This is a genomic window from Polaromonas sp. P4_F6 (assembly GCF_056401275.1).
In genome coordinates this window covers 109,282-131,973 of sequence record NZ_JBFUJQ010000007.1, presented here as the reverse complement: position 1 = coordinate 131,973, position 22,692 = coordinate 109,282, and the positions used below count along the sequence as shown (strand labels likewise).

The window sequence follows — 22,692 nt, the reverse complement described above, 5'->3', positions numbered from 1 at the left end:
CTTGCCGCTGAGGATCGCACCCCCCGCCTGGCTCAGATCGGGTCAAACTTCAGCAGCGCCAGGGTCGCAACGAGCGCAGCGGCAATGATTGAGAACATGGCGACGGGCCCAGCGCTTTTCAGGACCGGCAGCAGCACAAATGGCAGCAACGCGGCACCTATGCGGTTGAAAGTCCACGCGGTGGCGATCGCCCAGGCCCTGACGCGGGTGGCAAACAGATCTGCCACATACAAGTTCAAGGCTGGAACGTACAAAGCAAAACAAATGCTGAAAAGCAGGCTGGCAGCGGCCAGCGGCAACAGGGTCTGGCTCACGGAGAATATGGCCCCGGCCACCAGCATGGTTGCTGCGCATACCGCCAACACCAGTCGCCGCGGCACATGATCCACCACGGCGGAGGCGATCAATGAGCCGATCGTCGGACCCATGGTGGAAACGGCGATGTACAACAGGGTATCGGAGAGCTGGAAGCCTTTTTGTACCAGCAAAGCACCCGACACCAGAATGAACCCGACGCTAAACCACGGACTGAGGAAATTGAGCGAATACACCAGAGCCAAACGCACACCATGCCGGCTGCGAGGCGTTTTCCAATCTGTCGCCTGGTAGGTAGAGGGTCCGTCGCTCACGCGGGAGCGCAGCCTGATGGCGGTCGGCGAGGCTGCCCAACGCGACGCACTTGCATCCGAACGCTGGCCCGGCGACTGTCCTTGTTGACCTTCCCGCAGCCATCGGGGCGATTCGGGAAGCCACAGGAAAAATACGGCGGTGATCGCTGCTCCCAATGAGCCGGCCACGAAAGCCCAGCGCCATGATTCCATCCCCAGAGGCTGAAGCGGCGCCATCACACGAATCAAAAAGATGCCCAGCGGCGGGCCCAGGAAGGCCAGCGCGGAGACTATAAACAACAGCATGCCCCGCCGCGAAGCCGGCATGATTTCTGCCAGATAGGCCACCATCAATGGGGGGAACGCCCCCAGCGCGACACCGGACAAACCGCGAAAAATTCCAAGCGGCAACGCCTGCGCGCTGTATGCGGCGCCAAGCGACGCCAGAGACAGCCACGCCAGGCAGCCTGCCAGCACAAGCCGCCGGCCATATCGGTCAGCCAGCCAGCCGCAGGTGGGTGCACCGATGATGGCGCCTATATAGACAGACGAAAGAAGCCAGGCAAGGTCCGGAGCCGGTATCTGATGAGGCGGCGCTGAAAAAACGGCGGACAAAACACTGCCCATCGATATCTCGAACAGATCAAATGCAAAGGCAACTATACAAACCAGCAACGCAATCACTTGCAGGCGGGAGATGCGTTCTGGAGGTGAGGTGATGCTTGCGTCGGAGGTCAATGGCATCGGAGAGTTCGATTCGTACCGGTCAATGGTGTCGCATGATAACGTGTAGCGATTGATTGAGGCCATGACCTCCAGCTGCGCAGCACCTGCGATGAGCAGCATACGCACCATATTGACTGACCAGCAACCGCAGCTTGCCGAAGCTGCCGTTCAGTGCACCATCTAGTACGTGGCCGACTACCGCAGAGCCATGGCTGGTTGGCACGAATGCACGATCCGTGCCTAACCCAGGAACTGCAGCAGCTCAGGAATCACCTGGTCAGGCGCCTCTTCCATCAGCCAATGACCGGAGCCCTTCACGACCACGCCTTTGACATCGTTCGCAACGAGCCGGCCTTGCTCGATCAAAAAAGTACCCCCGGCCTTCTCGCCCGAGAGCACCAGCATGGGCATGGTGAGCTTGGCACTGCCCAGCGCCGCAAAGTCGGAGGCATCTTTTTCAAAATTCTTGAAGTACTCAAAGCCTGCGCGCATGCCTCCTTCTTGCGCATAGGCACTTGCGTAAAGGCGGCGGTCGGCTTCGGACACCGAGCGCTTGGGGTTGGCCGCAAAGTCGTTCCAGAAGTGTTCGAAGTAGATTCGTTCACGTCCTTTGACGAGCGCCAGCGGCGTCGGTCCGTGAAAATGGAAATGCCACAAATCACGCAAGAGCCAGACATTTGTCCAGTTGCCGATGCCCGGCAAGAACGCGTCCATCAGCACCACGCGGCTGGTTTCGCCCGGGAACTGAGCGGCATAAGCGTACGCCACCATGAGCCCAATGTCGTGGCCCACAACAGCGACGTTGTGAATGCCCAGCGATTTCACAAGTTCATGGATATCTACGGCCATGTTCTTCTTGTCGTAGCCACCTTCTGGCTTGGCCGATCCGCCGGCGCCGCGAAGGTCGGGGACGATAACAGTATGGGTCTTCGCAAGTTGCGGCATCAACGGGTTCCACATGTGGCTGGTCTCCGCATAGCCGTGCAGAAGCACGACAGCCGGGCCGCTGCCACCCACACGATAGTGAATTCGCGTGCCGTTGACGTCGGCATTGCGCGCCACAAAACCAGGAACCCGGCCTTCATTGGCGACCGGAGCAGATGCAGCGACCGCCGGCCAGGCAGTGGCCATCAGACCGATGGAAGCCCCGCTCAGGATGGCTACGTTGGCCAGCATGCCGCGGCGAGTGAAAGGGATTGGGGAGGAACGATCGGCTTTGGCGGGGTCAGTCATTGCATGTCCAGGTATTGGTTGAAGAGATCTCATTCTTTAATCCAACTGCTTGCAGGTCATCTTTCGGATGAACAAGAATTCCCTGTCTGCTTGGGCTAGCAAAATCTCTGCCTTTTGGCCTATTGGTGGGTCTTTGCCACTGTTTTTGGTTTGCCGGGCTCGCCCACGGACTCCGACATGGGGGTATCTCGTCTGGCCCGAGGGGGTGCGACTTGTATGGCCGCTCACATCGCTTCGCGATATGAGTGCTCCCCTCACGCTGAAAACGGTTTGTGTGGCCGCATAACTTTGCTGCGCAAAGTGAGCGTCCACCAAGCCTCGCAGTGCGCTGCGCGCACCGTGACCGTCATTCGACGGTCACGCTCTTTGCAAGATTGCGAGGGGAGAGGCTTGTGTGGCCGCGTAACTTCGCTGCGCGACGTGAGCGTCCACCAAACCCCGCAGTGCGCTAGCGCGCACCTGTGACCGTCATTCGACGGTCACAGACTTTGCCAAGTTGCGGGGCGTGTGGTGATCACATCACATCGCTTCGCGATATGAGTGCTCCCCTCACGCTGAAAACGGTTTGTGTGGCCGCATAACTTCGCTGCGCGAAGTGAGCGTCCCCCAAACCAATAAACCTGGCGGCTTCGCCGGGCGGCGTTCCACGCCGCCCCAAATCCGTCACTCTACGGTGACGGATTTGGCCAGGTTTCTTGGTTTGTCAACATCCGTCCCGCGCGCCACAGCGGTGTGATACGCCAGCAACTGCAGGGGCACCACATGCAGCAGCGGGCTGAGCGCGCCGTAGTGTTCGGGCATGCGGATGACGTGCAGGCCTTCGCCGCTTTCGATGTGGCTGTCGGCGTCGGCCAGCACGTAGAGGACGCCGCCGCGGGCGCGGACTTCCTGCATATTGCTTTTGAGTTTTTCGAGCAGGGTGTCGTTGGGGGCCACCGTCACCACGGGCATGGCGCTGGTGACCAGGGCCAGGGGGCCGTGCTTGAGTTCGCCTGCGGGGTAGGCCTCGGCGTGGATGTAGCTGATCTCTTTGAGCTTGAGCGCGCCTTCGAGGGCGATGGGGTAGTGCAGGCCGCGGCCGAGGAAGAGCGCGTTTTCCATTTTGGCGAAGTCTTCGGCCCAGCTGATGACTTGCGGCTCCAGCGCCAGCACGGCTTGYAGGGCGGCGGGCAGGTGGCGCATGGCTTTGAGGTGGCCGGCTTCTTCTTCCTCGCTGAGTTTGCCTTTGCTTTGGGCCAGAGCCAGCGTGAGCAAAAAGAGGCCGGCGAGCTGGGTGGTGAAGGCTTTGGTCGATGCCACGCCGATCTCGACGCCGGCGCGCGTGATGTAGGCGAGTTTGCATTCGCGCACCATGGCCGAGGTGGAGACGTTGCAGATGGTCAGGGTCTGCGTCATGCCCAGGCTTTGCGCATGGCGCAGCGCGGCCAGGGTGTCGGCGGTTTCGCCGCTCTGGGTGATGGTGACGACCAGGGTTTTGGGGTTGGGCACCGACGTGCGGTAGCGGTATTCGCTGGCGACTTCGACCTGGGTGGGGATGCCGGCGATGGACTCTAGCCAGTACTTGGCGGCGCAGCCGCTGTAATAACTGGTGCCGCAGGCGAGGATGAGGACGGAGTCTATGTCCTTGAACACGCGGAAGGCCTGGTCGCCGAAGAGCTCGGGCACTATGCCTTCCACGCCTTCGAGCGTGTCGGCAATCGCGCGCGGCTGCTCGAAAATTTCTTTTTGCATGTAATGGCGGTAGGGGCCCAGCTCGGCGGCGCCGCTGTGGGCCTGCACGGTCTTGACCTCGCGCTGCGCGGGCTTGCCGTCCTTGCCGACGATCCAGTACTTGCCGAGCTGAATGTCGACCATGTCGCCCTCTTCCAGGTAGACGATCTGGTCGGTCACGCCGGCCAGGGCCATGGCGTCGCTGGCCAGGAAGTTCTCGCTCTTGTCCTTGCCCACGCCCAGGATCAGCGGCGAGCCGGCGCGCGCGCCGACGACGCGGTGCGGCTCGTCCTTGCAGAAGGCGGCAATCGCATACGCGCCGTGCAGTTGCGCGACGGTGGCCTTGAGGGCTTCGAAGAGGTCGCCGTCATACAGGCTGTCCATCAGGTGGACGATGACCTCGGTGTCGGTCTGGCTTTCGAAGACATAGCCCTTGGCCTTCAGGCCGGTGCGCAGCTCTTCGTAGTTTTCGATGATGCCGTTGTGCACCAGCGCGACCTTGCCGGGTTTGCTTTGCGACGCGGCGCCGCTGCCGTGGCTGAAGTGCGGGTGGGCGTTGTGCACCTCGGGCGCGCCGTGGGTGGCCCAGCGCGTGTGGGCGATGCCGGTGGCGCCTTCGAGTTTGTCTGCGCTCACTTGCTCCTGCAATTCGGCCACGCGCGAGGTGCTGCGCGCGCGCTTGAGGCCGTCGGCATAGACGGCGACGCCGCAGGAGTCATAACCGCGGTATTCGAGGCGCTGCAAACCCTGCACCAGGATGGGAACGATATTTCGGGTCGAAACGGAAGCAACAATGCCGCACATGGGGAGGTCTCCTGAAGAACGATGTGTGGATGCTACGTGCTTGAGATTTTGTTATGTGATTGATTTTTGTCTATTTATGGAATTTAATTTCATATTTCTTTGCCGATTGAATCTTATTCCATTTAAAGTTCAATTATGGAACAAATAGCACTTGATGAGACAGACCTCAAGCTGCTGGACAGCCTGCAAACCGACGCCTCGCTGAGCAACCAGGCCCTGGCCGAGCAGGTCCATATCTCGCCGCCCACCTGCTTGCGCCGCGTCAAGCGCCTGCGCGATGCGGGCCTGGTGGAGCGCGATGTCGCGCTGCTCAATGTCGACAAGCTGGCCGCGATCACGGGCCATGGGCTCACGGCACTCGTGGAGATCACGCTGGAGCGGCAAGGCGCCGAGCAGCAGGAGGCCTTTGAGGCGCGTGTGGTGCTCGATGAAGCGGTGCAGCAGTGCTACCGCGTGTCGCCGGGGCCGGACTTCATGCTGGTGGTGCACGTGGCTGACATGCCGCGCTACCTGGCGCTGGCGCAGCGGCTGTTTACCAGCGATGCGAATGTGCGCAATGTGAAGGCTTTTTTCAGCACGCGGCGCGCGAAGTTTTCGCCCCGCGTCTTGCTTGCACCCTAGGCGCCGCCGCCCTGCTGCTTCGCCAGCGCCTTGGGATTGAGCGCGGGCTCGCCGACCTTGACCAGGGTGTTGCGGTCGGTGTGGTCAAAGGGCTGGTCGCGGCCCTCTATCTGCAGCACCGTGGTCTGGAAGTAGGACCAGCTGCCATCGGCATTGAGCGTGACGGCGATGCGCCAGGCCAGCGTGGTGAAGGCGTGTTCGATAAAGGGGTTGGAGACGATGCCGTTGGTCAGGCTGCCGCGCTCGGAGACCAGCTCGAACTGCGTGGCATCGGCGGCGACCTTGCCGCTGGCCATGGCCACCTGGCCGCGCGGAATCGCGAGCGTGTGATACACGGTGCTGGTGGCGGGCTCCCACAGCCAGTAGCCGACCTGGTCGTGATAGGTCTTGGTAAAGCCCGGCTTGTGGATGAAGGTGTGATACCGCAAGCCATAGAGCGCCTGCGGGCCGTTGGTTTGCGCGTCTATCGGGTGCAGCTCGTAGCGTTCTATATAAGCCTGTGTCTTGGTGCCGGTGGCCACGGGTTTGACGTCGGCGCCGCGTGCACCTTCCCAGATGCCGGCCATGGCGCGCAGCGGGCCCAGGTTGGCCAGGGTGTCGGGATCGACCTCGGGTTCGGTGTAGATGTCTTTGGGGAAGGTGTTATTGCTCATGGCGAATGTCCGGGCAGGGTCAGGCGGTCTTTTTGGTTTGTTTGAGCAGGCCCCAGGCCATGCCGGCCAGGGCCAGCACGCCCAGCAGCAGGATGCCCCAGAGCACCAGGCTGCGCGTGGGCAAGCCCCCGGCTGGCGGCGCGGCGGCCACCAGCGGGCCGGCGAGTACTGCGCCGCCGCTGGCCTCGGCCTTGGACACATCGGCCCGCGCGAGGGGCAGCGTGTTTTCCTGCGAGGGCTGGTAGTTCGGGATCAGGCTGGCCATGGGCAGGAAAGCGCCCGCGGCGCCAGCGGGGCCGGCCAGCCCGGCGGCCAGCGTGAACGGGCCCTGGCCGCTGGCCAGGAACACGACTTGCGCGGGCTCGAACTGCAAAGTGATCTCGGGCGAGGCGGCAAAGCCCGGCGTCTTGGCGTCGGCTTCTATCTTCACTTCGCGCACCGAGGCGCCACCGATCTCCACCGGGCCGCTGGCCTGCTCCTTGCCGGCCGCGCCCAGGCGATAGACCACCGTGGTGGCCAGCAAGGCCCAGGGCTGCTCGCGGTGGTTGCGGCCCAGCACGCGGATAGGCACCAGCACATTGCTGCCCTGCGGCGTGATTTTGAGCGCGGCCACCGGCGTGGCAAAGGGCAGCGTAAACGCCAGCTCATGCGCATTGGTGAGCGCGGGTACGGCCATGCTCGCGCTGACGCGCTGGCGCACGGCGGTGCTTTGGGAGGTGAGCAGCGTGGCGCCGCGCACGGTGACGGCGGCGGTGCCCCAGCTGACGCGCAAATAGTGGTCCTTGAGGTCGGCCATGGCCAGGTCCAGGCGGGTGTCGCCCAGGCTGGCCGCTGAGGCCGAGGCATCGGCGCGGTAGAGCACGGTGCCGGCCAGCGGCCGCCAGCTTTTGAGGTCCTTGCTGGCCTGCACGTTAAACGTGACGGGCTGGCCGACCGGCAGGTCGGCGTCCAGCGTCATGCCGGCCGCGGGCTCGCTGAGCTTGCGCGCATCGAGCAACACGCCCAGCACTTTTTGCGGCCCGGCCGCGGCAGTGGTGGTGCCGCCATTGGTGTTCAGTTGCACCACACGTTTGCCCTGGCGCTCTTCGATGCGCAGCGACAGGCCTTCCAGCCCCGTCGCGGCGGCGGACTCCGCGCCCAGGATGGGATAGGCGGGCAGCTTCACGCTGTGCTCCTGCGTGGAGGTCTGCGTCGGCACGCTGGCCAGCGCCATGGGCACGGGCTGGCCGGCGGCGTTGAAGAGGCGCAGGTCGGCATAGCCCGCGTTTTGCAGCCGCACCAGCGCCTCGGCCGGCAACAGCAGGCGCTGCAGCGGGGCGTCGGCCGGCGCGACGGGAATACGGATGGCATAGGACTTCGCGTTGCCGGCGTCCGGCGGATCGGCCGCCAGCAGCGGCAGCGGCGCGGCCAGGCCGGCCGACAGCGCGAGCGTTAAAAACCGAAGATGTCTTTTCATGGCTGGGCCTCTTCTTTCAGGTCTTGGGCATCGGGGAGCGCGGCGGCCTGCGCCTTGGGCGGCAGCGGCGCGAAGTAGCCGACCACCAGCATCAGCACGCCGACCACGATGAAGGCGATGATGCGTTCGGCGCCGCCGGCGTTGGACAGATCGATGAGCAGCAGCTTGAGCACCACCAGGCCCAGCAGGCCCGCGCCCACCAGCCACAGCGGCCGCTGCACGCGGCGGTGCGCCAGCACCATCAGGGTCAGCGCCAGCAAGGTCCACAAAATCGCGTAGCCCGTCTGCACCACAAAACTTTCGAACAGCGCGCCGGCATCCCAGCGCACGCCGAAAAAGTGGTGGGCGACGCGCAGCCAGACGGTGTTGACCGCGATGAACACCAGCAGGGCCAGCGCCACCAGCGCGTTGCGGCCCATGGCCCAGCCCGCGCCGGCCGGCGGCGGCGCGGCCGTCACCAGCACACGGCGCCAGAACACCAGCGCGCCCAGCGCGAGCGCCAGGGCCAGGTCGGTGGGGTTGAGCAGCGGGATGTAAGGCAGGGGCGCGGTATGGCCCGAGGAGTGCACGGCAGCAAGCAGCGTGCCCCAGAAGACCAGCACCACCAGCGGCAGGGCCGCCAGCCAGTAATAGGCCTGCGCATGCGGATTGAGCGGCCAGGCGAAGCCCTGGCGCTGCGCCTGCCGGTTGGCCTTGCCGGCCCAGGTGGCCAGCAGCATGAGCACGGCGATGGCGCTGACCAGCAGCACCACGCCGGCCCAGGAGGTGCGCCAGAGTTCGGCCTTGCCTATGCCCGACCACAGGCAATCGGCCAGCAGCACGGTGACCAGCCAGGCGCCGGCCGCATGCAGAAAGCCGAAAGGCGATGCGCGGCCTTCGCCGCCGGGCAGCACGGGGGCCTGCGCCAGGCGGTCGGTCTGCCGCAGCATCCAGTAGTGCAGCACCAGCACCACCGGCCAGACGGCCCAGGCCGGCGTGGCCAGTACGCGGTAGCCTTCGCCGGTCTGCGCCAGGTAGCCCAGCGCCAGCACGGCAACGCTGATGCGCGCGGGCCAGGTCGCGACCGGCCATTGTTTTTTGAGGCCCAGCAGCATGGATAGGGCCGCGCTGGCGACGACGGCCAGCATCATGAGCAGGCCGGTGGTGCGCTCGCTAAAGACATGCACAGGCATGGCGTCGGCCTCCAGGGCCGGCACGCGGCGCGCGATTTCAAGCAGCCAGCCCAGGCACCAGAAGAAAAAGCCATAAAGATAGACGGGAACGCTGAGCTGCGATTCCACACCCGCATAGCCCTTGGCCCAGGACGACTCGCTGTGCGGCAAGGGCTTGCGCAGCCACCAGGCCAGCTGCAGCGCGGGCAAGGCGATCAGCATCGCGCCTATAAAAGCCGGGTTGCCGAAAGGAATGGCATACACATGGTGGCCCAGGCCGCCGGCCGCGCCGTCGAGCCCGCCGAGGAAGGCCATGGCCGCGACGCCCTGCAGCAGCAGGCCGAAGGCGCGCGCCATCCAGCGCGCCTGGCGCATGCCGACCCAGAAAGCGCCCGCGCCCTCGAGTGCCCAGACAGCCGAGGTCCATTGCGCGTCGAGCGCCAGCGGCACGGCCAGCGTGGCAAAGCCCACGCCCACGGCGATGAAACATTCAATCAGCAGGCGGTAGCCGGCCAGCGCGCGCCGCGCCAGCAGCATGGCCGCCAGCAGGTACAGCGCGGCAAAGCCCAGCGCCGAGAAGGCCGTGCCCAGCTCCATGCCGCGCACCAGTCCGGCCTGCAGGCCGAAGCCCGCCAGCGGCGTGCCGAACACCAGCATGGTGTCGACCGCGTTGCCCAGCCGGGTCGGCGTGTTGCGCGCATACAGGATGGCGGTGAACAGGTAGATCAGCACAAAGACTATGAGAAAAGGCTGCGCGCTGGCGTAATGCGCGGGTGCGTACTTGAGCACACCCCAGGCCGTGGCCACGCCGAAGGTGGCGATAAAACCGACCACGTTGAGGACGCGCCAGGAACGCTTGTGGGCGATGAACAGGATCGCCAGGTTGAGCACCGTGTAGTAGCTGAAGAGCCCCACATGGCTGCCCTGTCCGGTCGACAGCAGCAGCGGCGCGGCAAAGCCGCCGGCAAAGGCCGCCACCGCGAGCGCGCGCGAATCCTGCAGCAGCGCCAGCGCGCAGCTCAGGCCGCAGACGATGATCATCAGCGCGAAAGCCGGCAGCGGCTCCAGCAGGCCGTAGAGGCGAAAGGCCGCGAACACCGTGAGGTACATCACCGCCACGCCGGCGCCCTGCAGCGCGAGCGCGAAGCCGGGCTTGTCGTGGCGCTTGCGAAAGCCCACGGCCAGCAGCGCGATGGCCGCCGCGCCTATGGCCGCCAGGCGCAGCTCCACCGGGAACAGCCCGGCCGACGCGGCATAACGCGCGAGGAATGACAGGCCTATGAACAGGATGACCAAGCCCACGCGAACAATGGTGTTGCCGCCCAGGAACCAGTTTTTGGCGGCGAGCAGGGCCAGCTCCACGGCGTTGGGTTCGGCCGGTTTGTAGGCAGGCCGTGCAGCAGCGCTGGGGGCGGCGGGCGCCGCGGCGGCTTGCGCGCGCGGCAGGCCGTTGGGTGCCAGGTCTGGCGCCTGTGCTGCTTCGTTGTCGGCGGCGCTGGCGGGTGGCGGGGGAATGGGAACCGGCAGCGGCGATGAAGCCGTCGGCGCGTGGGCTTCTTCTTCACTCTCCCTGGGTGCAGCCGGGGCCTGTCGAACGGCGGGCGCCGCTGGCTGCGGCGCTTTTTTCCAGGCGGCCTGCACTTCGGCCCGCACGGCCCAGCGCAAGGAGAGGCCGGCAAAAAAGCCGAGGAAAGCGCCCAGGAAAACGCCGGCATCGCCATAACCCGGCCAGAACCAGCCCAGGATGGCGCCCCACACAATGCTCCAGATGATCATGGCCCAGCCCTCCCCTTTTATGGATGGGGCTGATGGTACTTGATGGGTCGACGGTGGCCGGCGCGCCTCAGACGCCGACCGGCGCATCGCGAACGGCCCGGGCTTTGCCGGCGGGGGCCGGCTTGGGCCCGGCCTGTGCACGTGCCCGCTCGCGCGCGGTCTCCCAGAAGGCCCGCGCCAGCGGCGAGAGTTTGGCCACGTCCAGGCAGGCCAGGCCCACGGTGCGCGGCTGCGCCGGCAGCAGCGGCCGGTAGACCACACCCTGGGGCGCATCGGGCAGCGCCAGGCGCGCGGCGACCGAGACCGCCAGACCCCGCTGCACAAACTGCAGGATGGAGATGATCTGGGTGAAGTGGTAAAGCACCTTGGGCAGGGTGATGTTTTTCTGCAGGATGGGCACGATGACCGGGCCGCAGCCGGCTTCGGTCAGCACAAAGTCCAGCCCGTTGAGCGCGCTGACGGGCACGGCGGGGTGCGCGGCCAGCGCATGGCCGGCGGGCAGGATGGCGACAAACTCGTCCTGCACCAGCGGCAGCACCTCGAAGCGTTCATCGGGCACCACAACAAAACCGAGCTCCACGCGTTTTTGCAGCAGCCACTCGTCGATGACCTCGTCGCTCTCCTCCTCGATGCGCACCTGCGCGCCGGGGTGGGCCTGCTTGAAGGCGGCCAGCAGCGGCGGCAGCAGGTTGACGGTGGAGGTCGGGCCGAATGAGCCTATGCGCAACGTGCCGGTCTTGAGTTCTTTTGCGTCACCCAGCTCCTGCGCCATGGTGGCGGCCAGCGCCGTCATCTCGCGGGCGCGCAGCAGCAGGCGCTCGCCGGCGTCGGTCATGGACACGCCGGAGGCATCGCGCAGCGCCAGCTTGACGCCGAATTCGGTCTCCAGCGCGCGCAGCGCATGGCTGACGGCCGACTGGGTGGTGCCCAGGCGCATGGCCGCGCGCGAGAAGCTGCGGCATTCGTCCAGGGTGATCAGCACTTCGAGCTGGGCCAGGGTCATGGTGAACAAACCTTCATGAGTAAATACTCATTTGATAGTGAGTAATTTAACAATTAATCTCATGCATCAAATCTACCTGATTGACGGTTTTCCCTCAACCCAAGCCCTCCAGGCCTAAGCCCTCCTCTCATGACCACTGCCTCCCCATCCGCCACCCTGGCTTCCACCGCCGCCGCGCCGGTTCCACACACGCCCGCACCCGCCAGCCGCAAGCTCTGGAGCCTGTACCTGCGCCTGACCTGCGTGCCGGTCCTGTGGGGCGGCACCTTTATCGCCGGGCGCGTGATCTCGGCCCACCTGCCGCCGGCTACCGCGGGTTTTATCCGCTTTGTGTTCGCCACCCTGGCCTTGCTGGTCACGCTGCATTTCACCGAAGGCCTGCGCGCCCTCACGCGCATCACGCGGCGCCAGCTGCTGGGCACCATGGCGCTGGGCGCGACCGGCATCTTTGCCTACAACCTGCTGTTCTTCACCGCGCTGTCGGTGCTGCCGGCCGGGCGCACCTCGCTGATCATTGCCCTGAACCCGGTAGTCACCTTGCTGATCGCCGCCGCGCTGCTGGGCGACCGGCTGTCGGCCACGCGCTGGCTGGGCGTGGCGCTGGCCCTGCTGGGCGTCTGGGTGGTGGTGACGCGCGGCGACCTGTCGCAACTCATGCAGTCGCTGGGCAAGGGCGAGCTCGCGATGTTCGGCGCCGTCTGCGCCTGGGCCGTCTACACCCTGGTCGGCCGCAAGCTGCTGCAAGGCCTGTCGCCCGTGCTCGCCACGCTGTGGGCGGCGATATGGGGCACGCTGTTTTTAGGCCTGCTGGCGCTGCGCGACATGCCCCATGTGCATGCCGACTCCTTCACCCCCGAAGTCTGGGCCGGCCTGGCCTTCCTGGGCGTGCTGGGCACGGCCGTGGCTTTTGTCTGGTACTACGAAGGCCTGCGGCAGCTGGGTGCGGCACGCACGGTGGTGTTCAACAACCTTGTGCCGGTGTTTGGGGTGTTGTTGGGTTGGCTCATCCTCGGTGAGCCTTTGAGTACGAGTCTTTTGGTCGGTGGGGGGTTGGCGATTTTTGGGGTGTTTTTGGTGAATCGCGTTAAATAAGCGATTGGGTATTTGGCTGGTTTGCTCCCCGGCGCGCGCGCCTCCCATCCCTCCCCGCCCGCCGGGGAACAAGAACCGGCCAAACTACCCTTGTCCCGACGCCTCGGACGCTTCAGCCTTCTTCACCACCCTCACCTCCGGCGAAAGCTGCCAGAAGATTCCCGCCGAGGCCAGCGTGATCAGCCCCATCGCGGCAAAAGTTGCCTGGAAGGCGTGCAGGGTTTGCTGCACTTCGCCGGTGCCGAAAAAGCCCGTGAAAGCGGCCAGCACCGCGCCGGCGGCGGCCACGCCCATGCTCATGGCCAGCATCTGCACCATGGACAGCAGGCTGTTGCCGCTGCTGGCCATGCCGCTGTCGAGGTCGCGCAGGGTCACCGTGTTCATCGCGGTGAATTGCATGGAGTTGACCGCGCCAAAGCAGGCCAGCTGCACGATGTGCAGCCACAGCGGCTGGGCCGGCGTGACGAGCGCGAAACTTGCCATGGTGAAACCCACCAGCGCGGTGTTGGTGACCAGCACCCGGCGGTAGCCGTAGCGAGTGATCAGCGGCGTGGTGACGCGCTTGACCAGCATGCTGGCCACGGCGACGGGCACCATCATCATGCCGGCCTGCAGCGGCGAATAGTCCAGGCTGACCTGCAGCAGCAGCGGCACCAGGAAGGGCATGCACGAGCTGCCCAGGCGCGAGAACAGATTGCCCAGCAGGCCTATGCTGAGCGTGGGGACGGAAAACAGCTTGGGCGAAAACAGCGGGTCGGGGCGCCTGGCGGCGTGCAGCCAGTAGGCGGTGAGGCTGGCCAGGCCGAACACCAGCAGCACCAGCACACCGGCCTGCTTCAGGCCCAGGCCCGACAGCCCGTCGACCGCCAGCGACACGGCCACCATGCCGAAGGCCAGGAACAGGTAACCCGGCAGGTCAAAGCGCGGCACCTGCGGCCGCGGGTTGTCCTGCATATAGAACACTGTCGCCACGCCGCCCAGCAGCCCCACCGGAATATTGATCAGGAACACCCAGTGCCAGGTGGCCACCTCGACCAGCCAGCCGCCCAGGGTAGGGCCTATCAGCGGGCCGACCAGGCCCGGGATCGCGATAAAACTCATGGCCTGCAAAAAGCGCTCGCGCGGAAAGGCGCGCAGCACGGCCAGCCGGCCCACCGGCAGCAGCAGCGCCCCGCCCATGCCCTGCATCACACGCGCCGCCACCAGTTGCATCAGGTTGGCGGACATTGCGCAGGCAATGGAGCCGATGACGAACAAGGAAATCGCGCCCACGTACACACGCCGCGTGCCGAAGCGGTCGGCGATCCAGCCCGAAGCGGGAATCAGCATGGCCATGGTGAGGGAATAAGCCACCACCACCGACTGCATGCGCAGGGGGCTTTCGCCAAAGCTGCGGGCCATGGCCGGCAGGGTGGTGTTGACGATGGTGGCGTCCAGCGTCTGCATGAAGAAGCCTATGGCCACCAGCCAGAGCAGCACACGCAATGATTTTTCTTCTGCTTGCATGGATGAGAGAGGGGAAATAGCGGACTTGGTTCACCGCCTTGAACAGAGGAAGGAAATCGCCGGGCAGCAAAAAGCCGCCTCAAGGGCGGCTTTTAAAGCGGGAGCGTTGGGAAGCGCCTCAGGCCGAGAAGCTGGAGCCGCAGCCGCAGGTGCTGGTGGCGTTCGGGTTCTTGATGACGAACTGGGCGCCTTCAAGGTCGTCCTTGTAGTCGATCTCGGCGCCCACCAGGTACTGGTAGCTCATGGCGTCGATCAGCAGGGACACACCGTTCTTGGTCATGGTGGTGTCGTCTTCGTTGGTGATTTCATCGAAGGTGAAACCATACTGGAAGCCGGAGCAGCCGCCGCCCTGCACAAACACACGCAGCTTCAGGTCGGGATTGCCTTCCTCGGCGATCAGCTCGGCCACCTTGGACGCGGCGCTGTCGGTGAAGACAAAGGGCGCGGGCATGTCGGTCTGGATATTTTCGGCTACGGCACTCATGGGGAACTCCAATTGATCATCAGGGCGAACAGCGTCCGCGATTCAGGGCTCAGGCTCTGGCGGCGCTGATGGGCAAATAGTACAGCAATTCAATCAACCATAACGCCCATGCGTGTTAGGCCGCACCGCCCTACTTGTGAGCGCTTACTCGCAAAACTGGGCCTGCCGGCTCAGATGTTGTTGGCCGCCAGCTTGAGCGTGGGCTTTTCTTCCAGCTCGGGGTGCGTGGTAGGGCGCAACTGTCCAAAGATGACGGCGCCCTGGTGCATTTCAAGCGCCTTGTAGGAAACGTCGCCCTCTATCTTGGCCTTGGGCTGCAGCTCCAGCAGCTCGGAAGCATGGACGGGCCCCATGACACGGCCGTTGATGATGACGTGGTCGGCGTGGATGTAGCCGGTCACGGTGGCGGATTCGCTGATCACCAGGATGCTGGAGCCGCCTTCGGCGGCGCGTATGTCGCCTATGACCTCGCCGTCTATGCGCAGGCCGTCGGTGAATTTGAGGTTGCCTTCAATACAGCTGCCCTGGGCAATCAGGCTTTTGATGGGCGGCTGTTTCTTTTTTCCAAACATACAAGATTCCTGTGCTGGGTCGGTGTGGCGGTGGGCGGGATGGCGGGGGGGAAATTCAAAGCTTAAAGGTCTGGGCGGATCTGACCGTTGTTCCTTCAATGACCTTAGCTGTAACAGTTTGTACCACGGCTTGGGGTGGCAAGTCGAGGACACCTTCCACACGCCGGTACTGTTTGAACTGTAAAGTTTGCGGACCTCCGGGCAAAGTCATGCTCCAGGGCTTGCCGGCCTGGGTTCCATGGACGGTCAGGTCCAGTTTCCCGTTGAAATTCGGGGCGGCTTTCTCGGCCTGGATGACCAGCACCTGCCACCTGAGCTGGGTGTCGGACAGTTTTTCGGCCTGCAGGCTGCGAATGGTGGCGACTTCGGCGCTGCCGGCCGGCAGCAGTTTTTCGAAAAAGCCGAGATCGTCGCGCAAGCCGCGGTTGTCGGCCTCCAGCTGCCGGATCTGGCTCATCATTTTTTCCTGGGCGGCTTTTTCGGCGGTCAGCAGGCTGCCCGAGGTGTTGGCAATGGACTGGGCCTTGTCGCGGTCGGCGCGCAGGTTGGCCACTTCCTGCCGCAGCAGGACCAGTTCCTCCTTGCTGCCGCTGTCCGTGCCGGTGATGCCCTTGCCGAATTCAAAGGCCCACAGCGCGATGGCGCCCGAAAATCCCAGCATCAGGGCGCCGGCGATCCAGCGCAGTGGCCAGGGGAGCGAGCTGCGCACCGACATACGCGGGGAACTGATGGTCAGGCGGCGGCGGAACAGGCGAAATTTCAAGGAAGGCCCTGCGGTTTTCGGTTCGGGAGTGCATTGTGCACGCAGACGGGGCCCGCATCGAGTATTAACCCGGCAAACCGAGGTAAGGGTTTGCATCCGGGTGTTTTGCCCGTCCACACCCTTAACGGCAAGCAGGCAGCCGAAACAGCCGAAAAAACGCATCGGCCATGAAAAAAGCCGCCTGGCGCAAACCAGGCGGCTTTTTTGGGAGCGAAGCGGATTAGCGCTTGCTGAACTGCTTGCGGCGGCGGGCAGAACGGAAACCGACTTTTTTACGTTCGACTTCACGTGCATCGCGCGTCACAAAGCCGGCCTGGCTCAGGGCCGGCTTCAGCGTTGCGTCGTAATCGATCAGCGCACGGGTGATACCGTGGCGCACCGCGCCGGCCTGGCCGGACTCGCCGCCGCCGTGGACGTTGACCATGATGTCAAACGTCTCGACGTGGTTCGTCAGAAACAGGGGCTGGCGGCAGATCATGATCGAGGTTTCACGACCGAAGAACACCTGGATGTCACGGTCATTGATCGTGATCTTGCCGGTGCCTTTTTTGATAAACACACGGGCGACGCTGGATTTGCGACGGCCGGTGCCATTGTTCCATTCACCAATCATCAATAGCTCCTTAGATGTCCAGCACTTTGGGCTGTTGGGCGGTATGCGGGTGCTCTGCACCACCGTACACCTTGAGTTTCTTGATCATGGCGTAGCCGAGCGGGCCCTTGGGCAGCATGCCCTTGACGGCTTTTTCCAAAGCGCGGCCGGGGTGCTTGGCTTGCATGTCGCGGAAGTTGGTGGCAGTGATGCCGCCTGGATATCCGGAATGGCGATAGTAGATCTTGTCGGTCGACTTGGCGCCGGTGACGCGCAGCTGGGCTGCGTTGATGATGACGATGAAGTCACCGGTATCGACGTGAGGCGTGTAAATGGCCTTGTGTTTGCCGCGCAAACGGAGAGCAACTTCGCTGGCTACTCGTCCGAGGACCTTGTCGGTCGCGTCAATCACAAACCACTCGTGCGTCACGTCAGCGGGTTTTGCGCTGAACGTTTTCATGAGTTTTCTTTCGAAAAAATGGTTTGTCGGGTTCTTTTCTGCGGTCGGTGTTCTTCTGATGAGAACCTCTTAGGCAGTATTTGCGAGCCCTGCCGCGGAACCACTAGGCGCTGCAGAGCCCTCGATTATATGAAAAATCAAGGACTTGCGTCAATATTCGGCCGTTTTTAAGGCATTTCCCCCCGGCAAGAAGGTAGGATAGGCCATGTTTTCCTATCGCCACGCCTTCCACGCAGGCAACCACGCCGACGTGCTCAAGCACACCACGCTGATCGCGTTGATGAAGTACCTGACCCAGAAAGACACGGCGCTGACCGTGATCGACACCCATGCGGGCGCGGGCCTGTACCGGCTGGACGGCGATTACACCGAAACCAGCGGCGAAGCCCAGGAAGGCATTTTCCGCCTGCTGTCCGAGCCCAAAGCGGCTCCCGCCCCCGCCAAAAAGGCGCCAGCCGCTCCTAAAACCGTAGCACCCGAGGCCATGGCACCGCTGCTGCAGGACTATATCGACCTGCTGCGCGGCCTGAACCCGCAGTTCGCCGAAACCGGCGACATCGCCCACCTCAAGATCTACCCGGGTTCGCCCTTTATCGAGCAGCAATTCCTCAGCGGACGCGACAAGCTCAAGCTGTTCGAGCTGCACCCCACCGATTTCAAGTCGCTTTCCGGCAACATCGAACAGCTGGGCGTGGGCCGCCAGGTTGCGGTTTCCCGCGAAGACGGCTTTGAAGCCCTGAAAACCTTTTTGCCGCCGCCGGCCCGCCGCGCCATGGTGCTGTGCGACCCCAGCTATGAGATGAAAAGCGACTACGGGCGCGTGGCGGCCTGCATGGCCGACGCCCTCAAGCGCTTTGCCACCGGCACCTATGTGGTCTGGTACCCCATCATTCCGCGGCCCGAAGCGCACGATTTGCCGCGCAAACTCAAAACCCTGGCCGTCAAAAGCAGCCGCAGCTGGCTGAATGCCACTTTAACGGTCAAATCGAGCAAATTAACGACAGATACAAGCGGCGAGGTCGTTCGCCCCGGGCTTCCCGCCAGCGGCATGTTTGTCATCAACCCGCCCCACACACTCAAGGCCGGGCTGCAGGCCGCCCTGCCGCAAATGGTCGCGCTGCTGGGCCAGGACCGCAACGCGGGCTTCACGCTCGAGCACGGCGGCTAAGGCATCACGGGGACAACACACTGCGCGCGCCGCCTAGCCGGTTTGCGCCGCGCGGCGCGCATGTTTTCCTGTCTTTACCGCCGCAATGAGTTGTGGCAAGGTTGCCCGTACCCCCTGTCCCGCATTCCACCCATCTCTTTTCCCACCGGCGCTTCACGATCTTCCATGCCCGCCCAGGCCCATCCAAGCTCTTCCGCCACGACGGCCGCACCCGGCCGCGGGCGAAGCGCGACCAAAGAAGACACCCTGGAAGCTGAAATCGAGCGCCGGGTCGCGCTGCGCACGCGCGAGTTGACGGCCTCGCTGGCGCGCTACCAGACCATGGTCGACCTCGCGACCGAAAACATCTGCGTCGGCCAGGGCGGCCTGCTGCGCTTTGCCAATCCGCCCTGCCTGGCCCTGCTGGGCACGCAGGCCGAGACCATGGCCGACCGGCCCATGATCGAGTTCATCCATCCGCAAGACCGCGACTTTGTTTCCGGCAAACACAAGCTGCGCGCCGCCGGCAACGTCGTTCCAGCCTTTGAGGCGCGATTCCAGCGCGACGACGGCACCGTCTCCTGGGTGGAAATCAACGGCGTGCTGGTGGACTGGGAGGGTGCGCCGGCGGATCTCTTTTTCCTGAAGGACGTCACCGAACGCAAGAGGCTGGAGGCCCTGACCCGCTCGGCCGCCGAGCGCTACCGCGCCGTGGTGGAAAACGTCAACGACACCATCCTGGTGGTGCAAAAAGGCATAGTCCGCTTCGCCAACGCAAGCGCGCAGGCGCTGTTCGGCGGCGTGCTCATAGGCCTGCCCTCCATGCACCTGATCCATCCGGACGACCGCCTGATGGTGCAGCAGCGGCGCGAGCTCATGCAGTCGGGCACCATGGTCAACGCCTACGAGGCCCGTTTCATCACGCCGCCGCGCGAGGCCATGGCGCCCGCGCTGCGCACCGGCTGGGCCAGCATCTACGGCACGCGCATCGAATGGGACGGCGAGCCGGCCCTGCTGGTGCTGATGTCCGACATCAGCGAACGGCGCCGGCTCGACGAGGAGCTCAAGAGCGCGCTGGTGCAGCGCGAGGCCATCCTGGAAACCACCGCCGTCGGCGTCACCTTCCTGAAGGAGCGGCGCCACCAGTGGCTCAACCGCACGCTGGCCGCCATGCTGGGCTACAGCCCGGCGGAGCTGCTGGGCCAGGAAACCCGGGTGCACTACCCGAGCGACGAGGACTTCGAACGCCTGGGCGCGCTGGCCTACACGCAGATCATGCAGACCGGCCTGTTCTCGGCCGAGGCGCGCATGCGCCGCAAGAACGGCGAGCTGATCTGGGTGCAACTGGACGGCTCGGCGCTGGACCGCAGCCGGCCCGAGGACGGCTCGGTCTGGACCTATGTGGACATCACGCGCCGCAAGGAGGCCGACGAGGAAACCCGGCGCGCGCTGGTGCGCGAGCGCGAACTGGGCGAGCTCAAGACCCGCTTCGTCTCCATGGCCTCGCATGAATTTCGCACGCCCCTGGCCACGATTCTTTCCTCGGCCGAACTCATCGAGCACTACGGCGAAAAAATCACGCACCGCGAGCGCCAGGACATCATGGCCGACCTGGTGGTCGCGGTAAAGCGCATGCAGGGCATGCTCGAGGACATGCTGACCGTCGGCCAGGCCGATGCCGGCAAGCTCAGGCTCAACCTGCGGCCGCTGGACATCGCGGCGCTGTGCCGCAAGTTGGTGACCGAGGTGCACACCAGCGACGCCGGCCAGCACGCCATCGAATTCGAGGCGCCGGTCGGCCACGATGCGTTTTCGCAGCTGGTCATGCTCGACGAGCGGCTGGTGCGCCACATCTGCACCAACCTGCTGACCAATGCCTGCAAATATTCGGCCCCCGGCAGCGTGGTGGTGCTGACGCTGGACCGCCGGCAAGGCCAGGAGGGTGACGAGCTGGTCCTGCAGGTCGGCGACGAGGGCATAGGCATACCGGCGTCGGACCTGCCGCGCCTGTTCGAGAGCTTCCACCGGGGCTCCAACGTGGGCAACCGGCAGGGCTCCGGCCTGGGCCTGGCCATCGTGAAACATGCGGTCGACCTGCACCACGGCAAAATCGAGGTGGCGAGTACGCCAGGCGCGGGCACCCGGTTCACGGTCAGCCTGCCCATCTCCTGAGGATAGACATGACCCTGATCCTGATCGTTGAAGACGACGACGCCATCCGCAGCAACATCGTGCGCCTGCTCAAGCTTGAGGGCTTTGAGACCGCCGCCGCGCCCGACGGCCTGCAAGGCCTGGCGCTGGCCCGCGCCAGCCGGCCCGACCTGATCATCTCCGACGTCGGCATGCCCGGCATGAACGGCTTCGAGCTGCTGGCCACCGTGCGCGCCGACCGTGAACTGGCCAACACCCCCTTCATGCTGCTCACCGCGCTCGACGACCGCGACAGCATGCGCCGCGGCATGACGGCCGGCGCCGACGACTACCTGTCCAAGCCCTTCAGCCGCGCCGAGCTGCTGGACGCGGTGAACGCGCAGCTCAAGAAAAAAGCGCGTGTGCGCGAAGCCATAGATTCCGAGGTGGCGGCCGGCGAACAGCGCTTGCGCGCGGCCTTTTCGCACCGCATCAGCGGCGACCAGCCCGACTCCATCCCCATGGACATCCCGGCCACGGCGCAGACCGAGGAGCTCTCCAGCGCCACCGTGCTGGTCGCCAGCATACGCAACTTCACCTCCATCGCCGAAAAGCTCAGCGCCGCCGAAGTCTCGCAGCTGCTCACCGAATACTTCGAGCGTGCCTCCGAGCCCGTGCTCAAGAACAGCGGCCGCCACATCAAGTTCATAGGCGACGGCCTGATGGCCGTGTTTTCCGACACCATGACCGGCTCGCCGCTGCCGGCCCCGCGGCGCGCGATTTCCGCCGCCCTGGCCATGGCGCTGGCCACGCATGAATTCCGCGACTGGCTCGACGAACGCTTCAGCGCGCGCGCCCTGCCGCCCTTTGCCATGGGCGTGGGCATCCACAGCGGCGCCGTCACGCTGTGCCAGCTCGGCACGCAGCAGAACAAGGAAGTCACGCCCGTGGGCGAAACCGTGACCCTGGCCGCGCGCCTGGAAAGCGCCTCCGAGGAAATGGGCTGGACGGTGATGGCCAGCGAAGAGGCCCTGGCCCTGGCCGGCACCGGCATACAGACCGGCACCCACACCTCGCTGGTGGTGCCGGGCAAAAACCTGGCCATCGACGTGGCCGAGGTCACCGGCCTGGTCACCACCATGGAAGACAAGATCCACGGCATGGCCAGCCTGACCGAGCGCGCGCGCGAAATCAGCGACGCGGTGCGCGCCAATTCCGACATCACCGCGCGCGCCGTCAAGGGCGCGCTGGACTCCAAGCTCTCGGCACTCAAGGATTTGCGTTTCGACGCCGGCAGCGAGCCGGTGCGGCTCAAGGGCTACCGCATCACGCGCAAGATAGGCGCGGGCGGCATGACCGAGGTCTACCTGAGCGAGCGCGAATCCGACGGCCTGCCCATCGTGCTCAAGGTGCTGGATTCGCGCGGCAAGGAGGCTTCCGAGCACCTGGTGCGCTTCATCCAGGAATACGCCCTGCTCTGCAAGATAGACCATCCGCACGTCATCAAGATTTATGACCAGGGCTTTACCGACGAGCACGCCTACATCGCGATGGAGTACTTCGAACGCGGCGACCTGCGCAGCCTGTTCGGCCCCAGCCTGACGCGGCCGCAGGCGCTGACGGTGGCGCGCGAGGTCGCCCAGGCCCTGTCGGCCATCCATGCGCACGGCATCGTGCACCGCGACATCAAGCCCGAAAACGTCATGCTGCGCGCCGACGGCAGCGTGGCGCTGGCCGATTTCGGCATCGCCAAGTCCATCATGCAGTCGCAAAACATGGGCCTGACGCAAACCCACCACGGCGACGTGGTGGGCACACCCTATTACATGAGCCCCGAGCAGGCCACCGGCCGCAAGGTGACGGCCAAGTCCGACCTCTACAGCCTGGGTGTGATGCTGTTCGAAATGCTGGCCCACCGCAGGCCCTACATCGCCGAGTCGCTGGAGTTGCTGCTGGCCAAACACCTGAACGCCGAGACGCCCCCGCTGCCGGCCGCCCACGCCGACCTGCAGGGCGTCGTCAACAAGCTGATGGCCAAAGACCCCGAGCAGCGCTACGAATCGGCAGAGGCCTTCCTGTTGGAGCTCGAAGCGGTAGCCCCTGCGCCCGAAATCAGCTTGTAAACACGGAGACCGAGGGGCTCTCTCTGCACCAGCAGGGGCCGCGGAACCGGCTTTGCCGGGCCGCAGGCGCAGCGGCCCCCTC

18 protein-coding genes are annotated in these 22,692 nt (G+C 64.8%); 5 read left to right on the top strand and 13 right to left on the bottom strand.

The genetic code is table 11. The annotated features are described in order from the left end of the window. Window positions 1–32: 32 nt before the first annotated feature. The 3 genes from AC1DUN_RS17210 to glmS form a co-directional block, all read right to left on the bottom strand. The gene (locus AC1DUN_RS17210) at window positions 33–1,454 is read right to left on the bottom strand and encodes an MFS transporter (protein WP_477715015.1); all 1,422 of its coding nucleotides are present in this window, start codon (window positions 1,452–1,454) and stop codon (window positions 33–35) included. A 120-nt stretch (window positions 1,455–1,574) separates the two neighbouring features. Then, the gene (locus AC1DUN_RS17205; protein ID WP_477715014.1) at window positions 1,575–2,567 is read right to left on the bottom strand and encodes an alpha/beta fold hydrolase; all 993 of its coding nucleotides are present in this window, start codon (window positions 2,565–2,567) and stop codon (window positions 1,575–1,577) included. 663 nt (window positions 2,568–3,230) lie between these two features. Then, window positions 3,231–5,081, bottom strand: a complete 1,851-nt coding sequence (gene glmS / locus AC1DUN_RS17200; RefSeq protein ID WP_477715013.1) for a glutamine--fructose-6-phosphate transaminase (isomerizing) — start codon at window positions 5,079–5,081, stop codon at window positions 3,231–3,233. 135 nt (window positions 5,082–5,216) lie between these two features. Here glmS and AC1DUN_RS17195 point away from each other — a divergent pair, with 135 nt between their 5' ends. Continuing rightward, window positions 5,217–5,702 carry an Lrp/AsnC family transcriptional regulator gene (locus AC1DUN_RS17195; protein WP_477715012.1) on the top strand — a complete coding sequence of 162 codons (486 nt, stop codon included), beginning with the start codon at window positions 5,217–5,219 and terminating at the stop codon, window positions 5,700–5,702. Here the strand turns inward: AC1DUN_RS17195 and AC1DUN_RS17190 are convergent. From AC1DUN_RS17190 to AC1DUN_RS17175, 4 genes are all read right to left on the bottom strand, one after another. Further along, window positions 5,699–6,355, bottom strand: coding sequence for an FABP family protein (locus AC1DUN_RS17190; RefSeq protein WP_477715011.1), 657 nt, complete (start codon window positions 6,353–6,355; stop codon window positions 5,699–5,701). The genes AC1DUN_RS17195 and AC1DUN_RS17190 overlap by 4 nt on opposite strands. A gap of 19 nt (window positions 6,356–6,374) precedes the next feature. Further along, window positions 6,375–7,811 (bottom strand): DUF3999 domain-containing protein, encoded by a 1,437-nt coding sequence (locus AC1DUN_RS17185; RefSeq protein WP_477715010.1) that lies wholly within the window; start codon window positions 7,809–7,811, stop codon window positions 6,375–6,377. Then, window positions 7,808–10,738: a DUF2339 domain-containing protein gene (locus AC1DUN_RS17180; protein WP_477715009.1), complete on the bottom strand. Its 2,931-nt coding sequence runs from the start codon at window positions 10,736–10,738 to the stop codon at window positions 7,808–7,810. Before AC1DUN_RS17180 ends, AC1DUN_RS17185 begins: the two co-directional genes overlap by 4 nt. A gap of 67 nt (window positions 10,739–10,805) precedes the next feature. Further along, window positions 10,806–11,741, bottom strand: coding sequence for a LysR family transcriptional regulator (locus AC1DUN_RS17175; RefSeq protein ID WP_477715008.1), 936 nt, complete (start codon window positions 11,739–11,741; stop codon window positions 10,806–10,808). A gap of 129 nt (window positions 11,742–11,870) precedes the next feature. Between AC1DUN_RS17175 and AC1DUN_RS17170 the strand changes: the two genes are divergently transcribed. Continuing rightward, window positions 11,871–12,833 carry a DMT family transporter gene (locus AC1DUN_RS17170; protein WP_477715007.1) on the top strand — a complete coding sequence of 321 codons (963 nt, stop codon included), beginning with the start codon at window positions 11,871–11,873 and terminating at the stop codon, window positions 12,831–12,833. A gap of 84 nt (window positions 12,834–12,917) precedes the next feature. On the opposite strand, the gene mdtD is transcribed toward AC1DUN_RS17170, so the two are convergent. The 6 genes from mdtD to rplM all read right to left on the bottom strand — a co-directional run bounded on the left by mdtD (window position 12,918) and on the right by rplM (window position 17,210). Continuing rightward, window positions 12,918–14,339, bottom strand: coding sequence for a multidrug transporter subunit MdtD (mdtD, locus tag AC1DUN_RS17165; protein ID WP_477715006.1), 1,422 nt, complete (start codon window positions 14,337–14,339; stop codon window positions 12,918–12,920). Between the two features lie 118 nt (window positions 14,340–14,457). Beyond that, window positions 14,458–14,823 carry an iron-sulfur cluster insertion protein ErpA gene (gene erpA, locus AC1DUN_RS17160; protein WP_007867577.1) on the bottom strand — a complete coding sequence of 122 codons (366 nt, stop codon included), beginning with the start codon at window positions 14,821–14,823 and terminating at the stop codon, window positions 14,458–14,460. A gap of 170 nt (window positions 14,824–14,993) precedes the next feature. Continuing rightward, window positions 14,994–15,395, bottom strand: coding sequence for a bactofilin family protein (locus AC1DUN_RS17155; RefSeq protein ID WP_074579766.1), 402 nt, complete (start codon window positions 15,393–15,395; stop codon window positions 14,994–14,996). Window positions 15,396–15,450: 55 nt separating this feature from the next. After that, the gene (locus AC1DUN_RS17150; RefSeq protein ID WP_074579768.1) at window positions 15,451–16,158 is read right to left on the bottom strand and encodes a DUF6776 family protein; all 708 of its coding nucleotides are present in this window, start codon (window positions 16,156–16,158) and stop codon (window positions 15,451–15,453) included. Between the two features lie 220 nt (window positions 16,159–16,378). Continuing rightward, a complete protein-coding gene (gene rpsI, locus AC1DUN_RS17145) occupies window positions 16,379–16,771 on the bottom strand; it encodes a 30S ribosomal protein S9 (protein WP_007867568.1) in 393 nt (130 codons plus the stop codon). Window positions 16,772–16,781: 10 nt separating this feature from the next. Continuing rightward, window positions 16,782–17,210 carry a 50S ribosomal protein L13 gene (rplM, locus tag AC1DUN_RS17140; protein WP_007867557.1) on the bottom strand — a complete coding sequence of 143 codons (429 nt, stop codon included), beginning with the start codon at window positions 17,208–17,210 and terminating at the stop codon, window positions 16,782–16,784. 205 nt (window positions 17,211–17,415) lie between these two features. Here rplM and AC1DUN_RS17135 point away from each other — a divergent pair, with 205 nt between their 5' ends. From AC1DUN_RS17135 to AC1DUN_RS17125, 3 genes are all read left to right on the top strand, one after another. Beyond that, on the top strand, window positions 17,416–18,378 hold the full coding sequence (locus AC1DUN_RS17135; RefSeq protein ID WP_477715005.1) for a 23S rRNA (adenine(2030)-N(6))-methyltransferase RlmJ: 963 nt from the start codon (window positions 17,416–17,418) through the stop codon (window positions 18,376–18,378). 165 nt (window positions 18,379–18,543) lie between these two features. Continuing rightward, window positions 18,544–20,529 carry a sensor histidine kinase gene (locus tag AC1DUN_RS17130; RefSeq protein ID WP_477715004.1) on the top strand — a complete coding sequence of 662 codons (1,986 nt, stop codon included), beginning with the start codon at window positions 18,544–18,546 and terminating at the stop codon, window positions 20,527–20,529. 8 nt (window positions 20,530–20,537) lie between these two features. Further along, the gene (locus AC1DUN_RS17125) at window positions 20,538–22,610 is read left to right on the top strand and encodes a protein kinase domain-containing protein (RefSeq protein ID WP_477715003.1); all 2,073 of its coding nucleotides are present in this window, start codon (window positions 20,538–20,540) and stop codon (window positions 22,608–22,610) included. The last annotated feature ends 82 nt before the right edge of the window (window positions 22,611–22,692 follow it).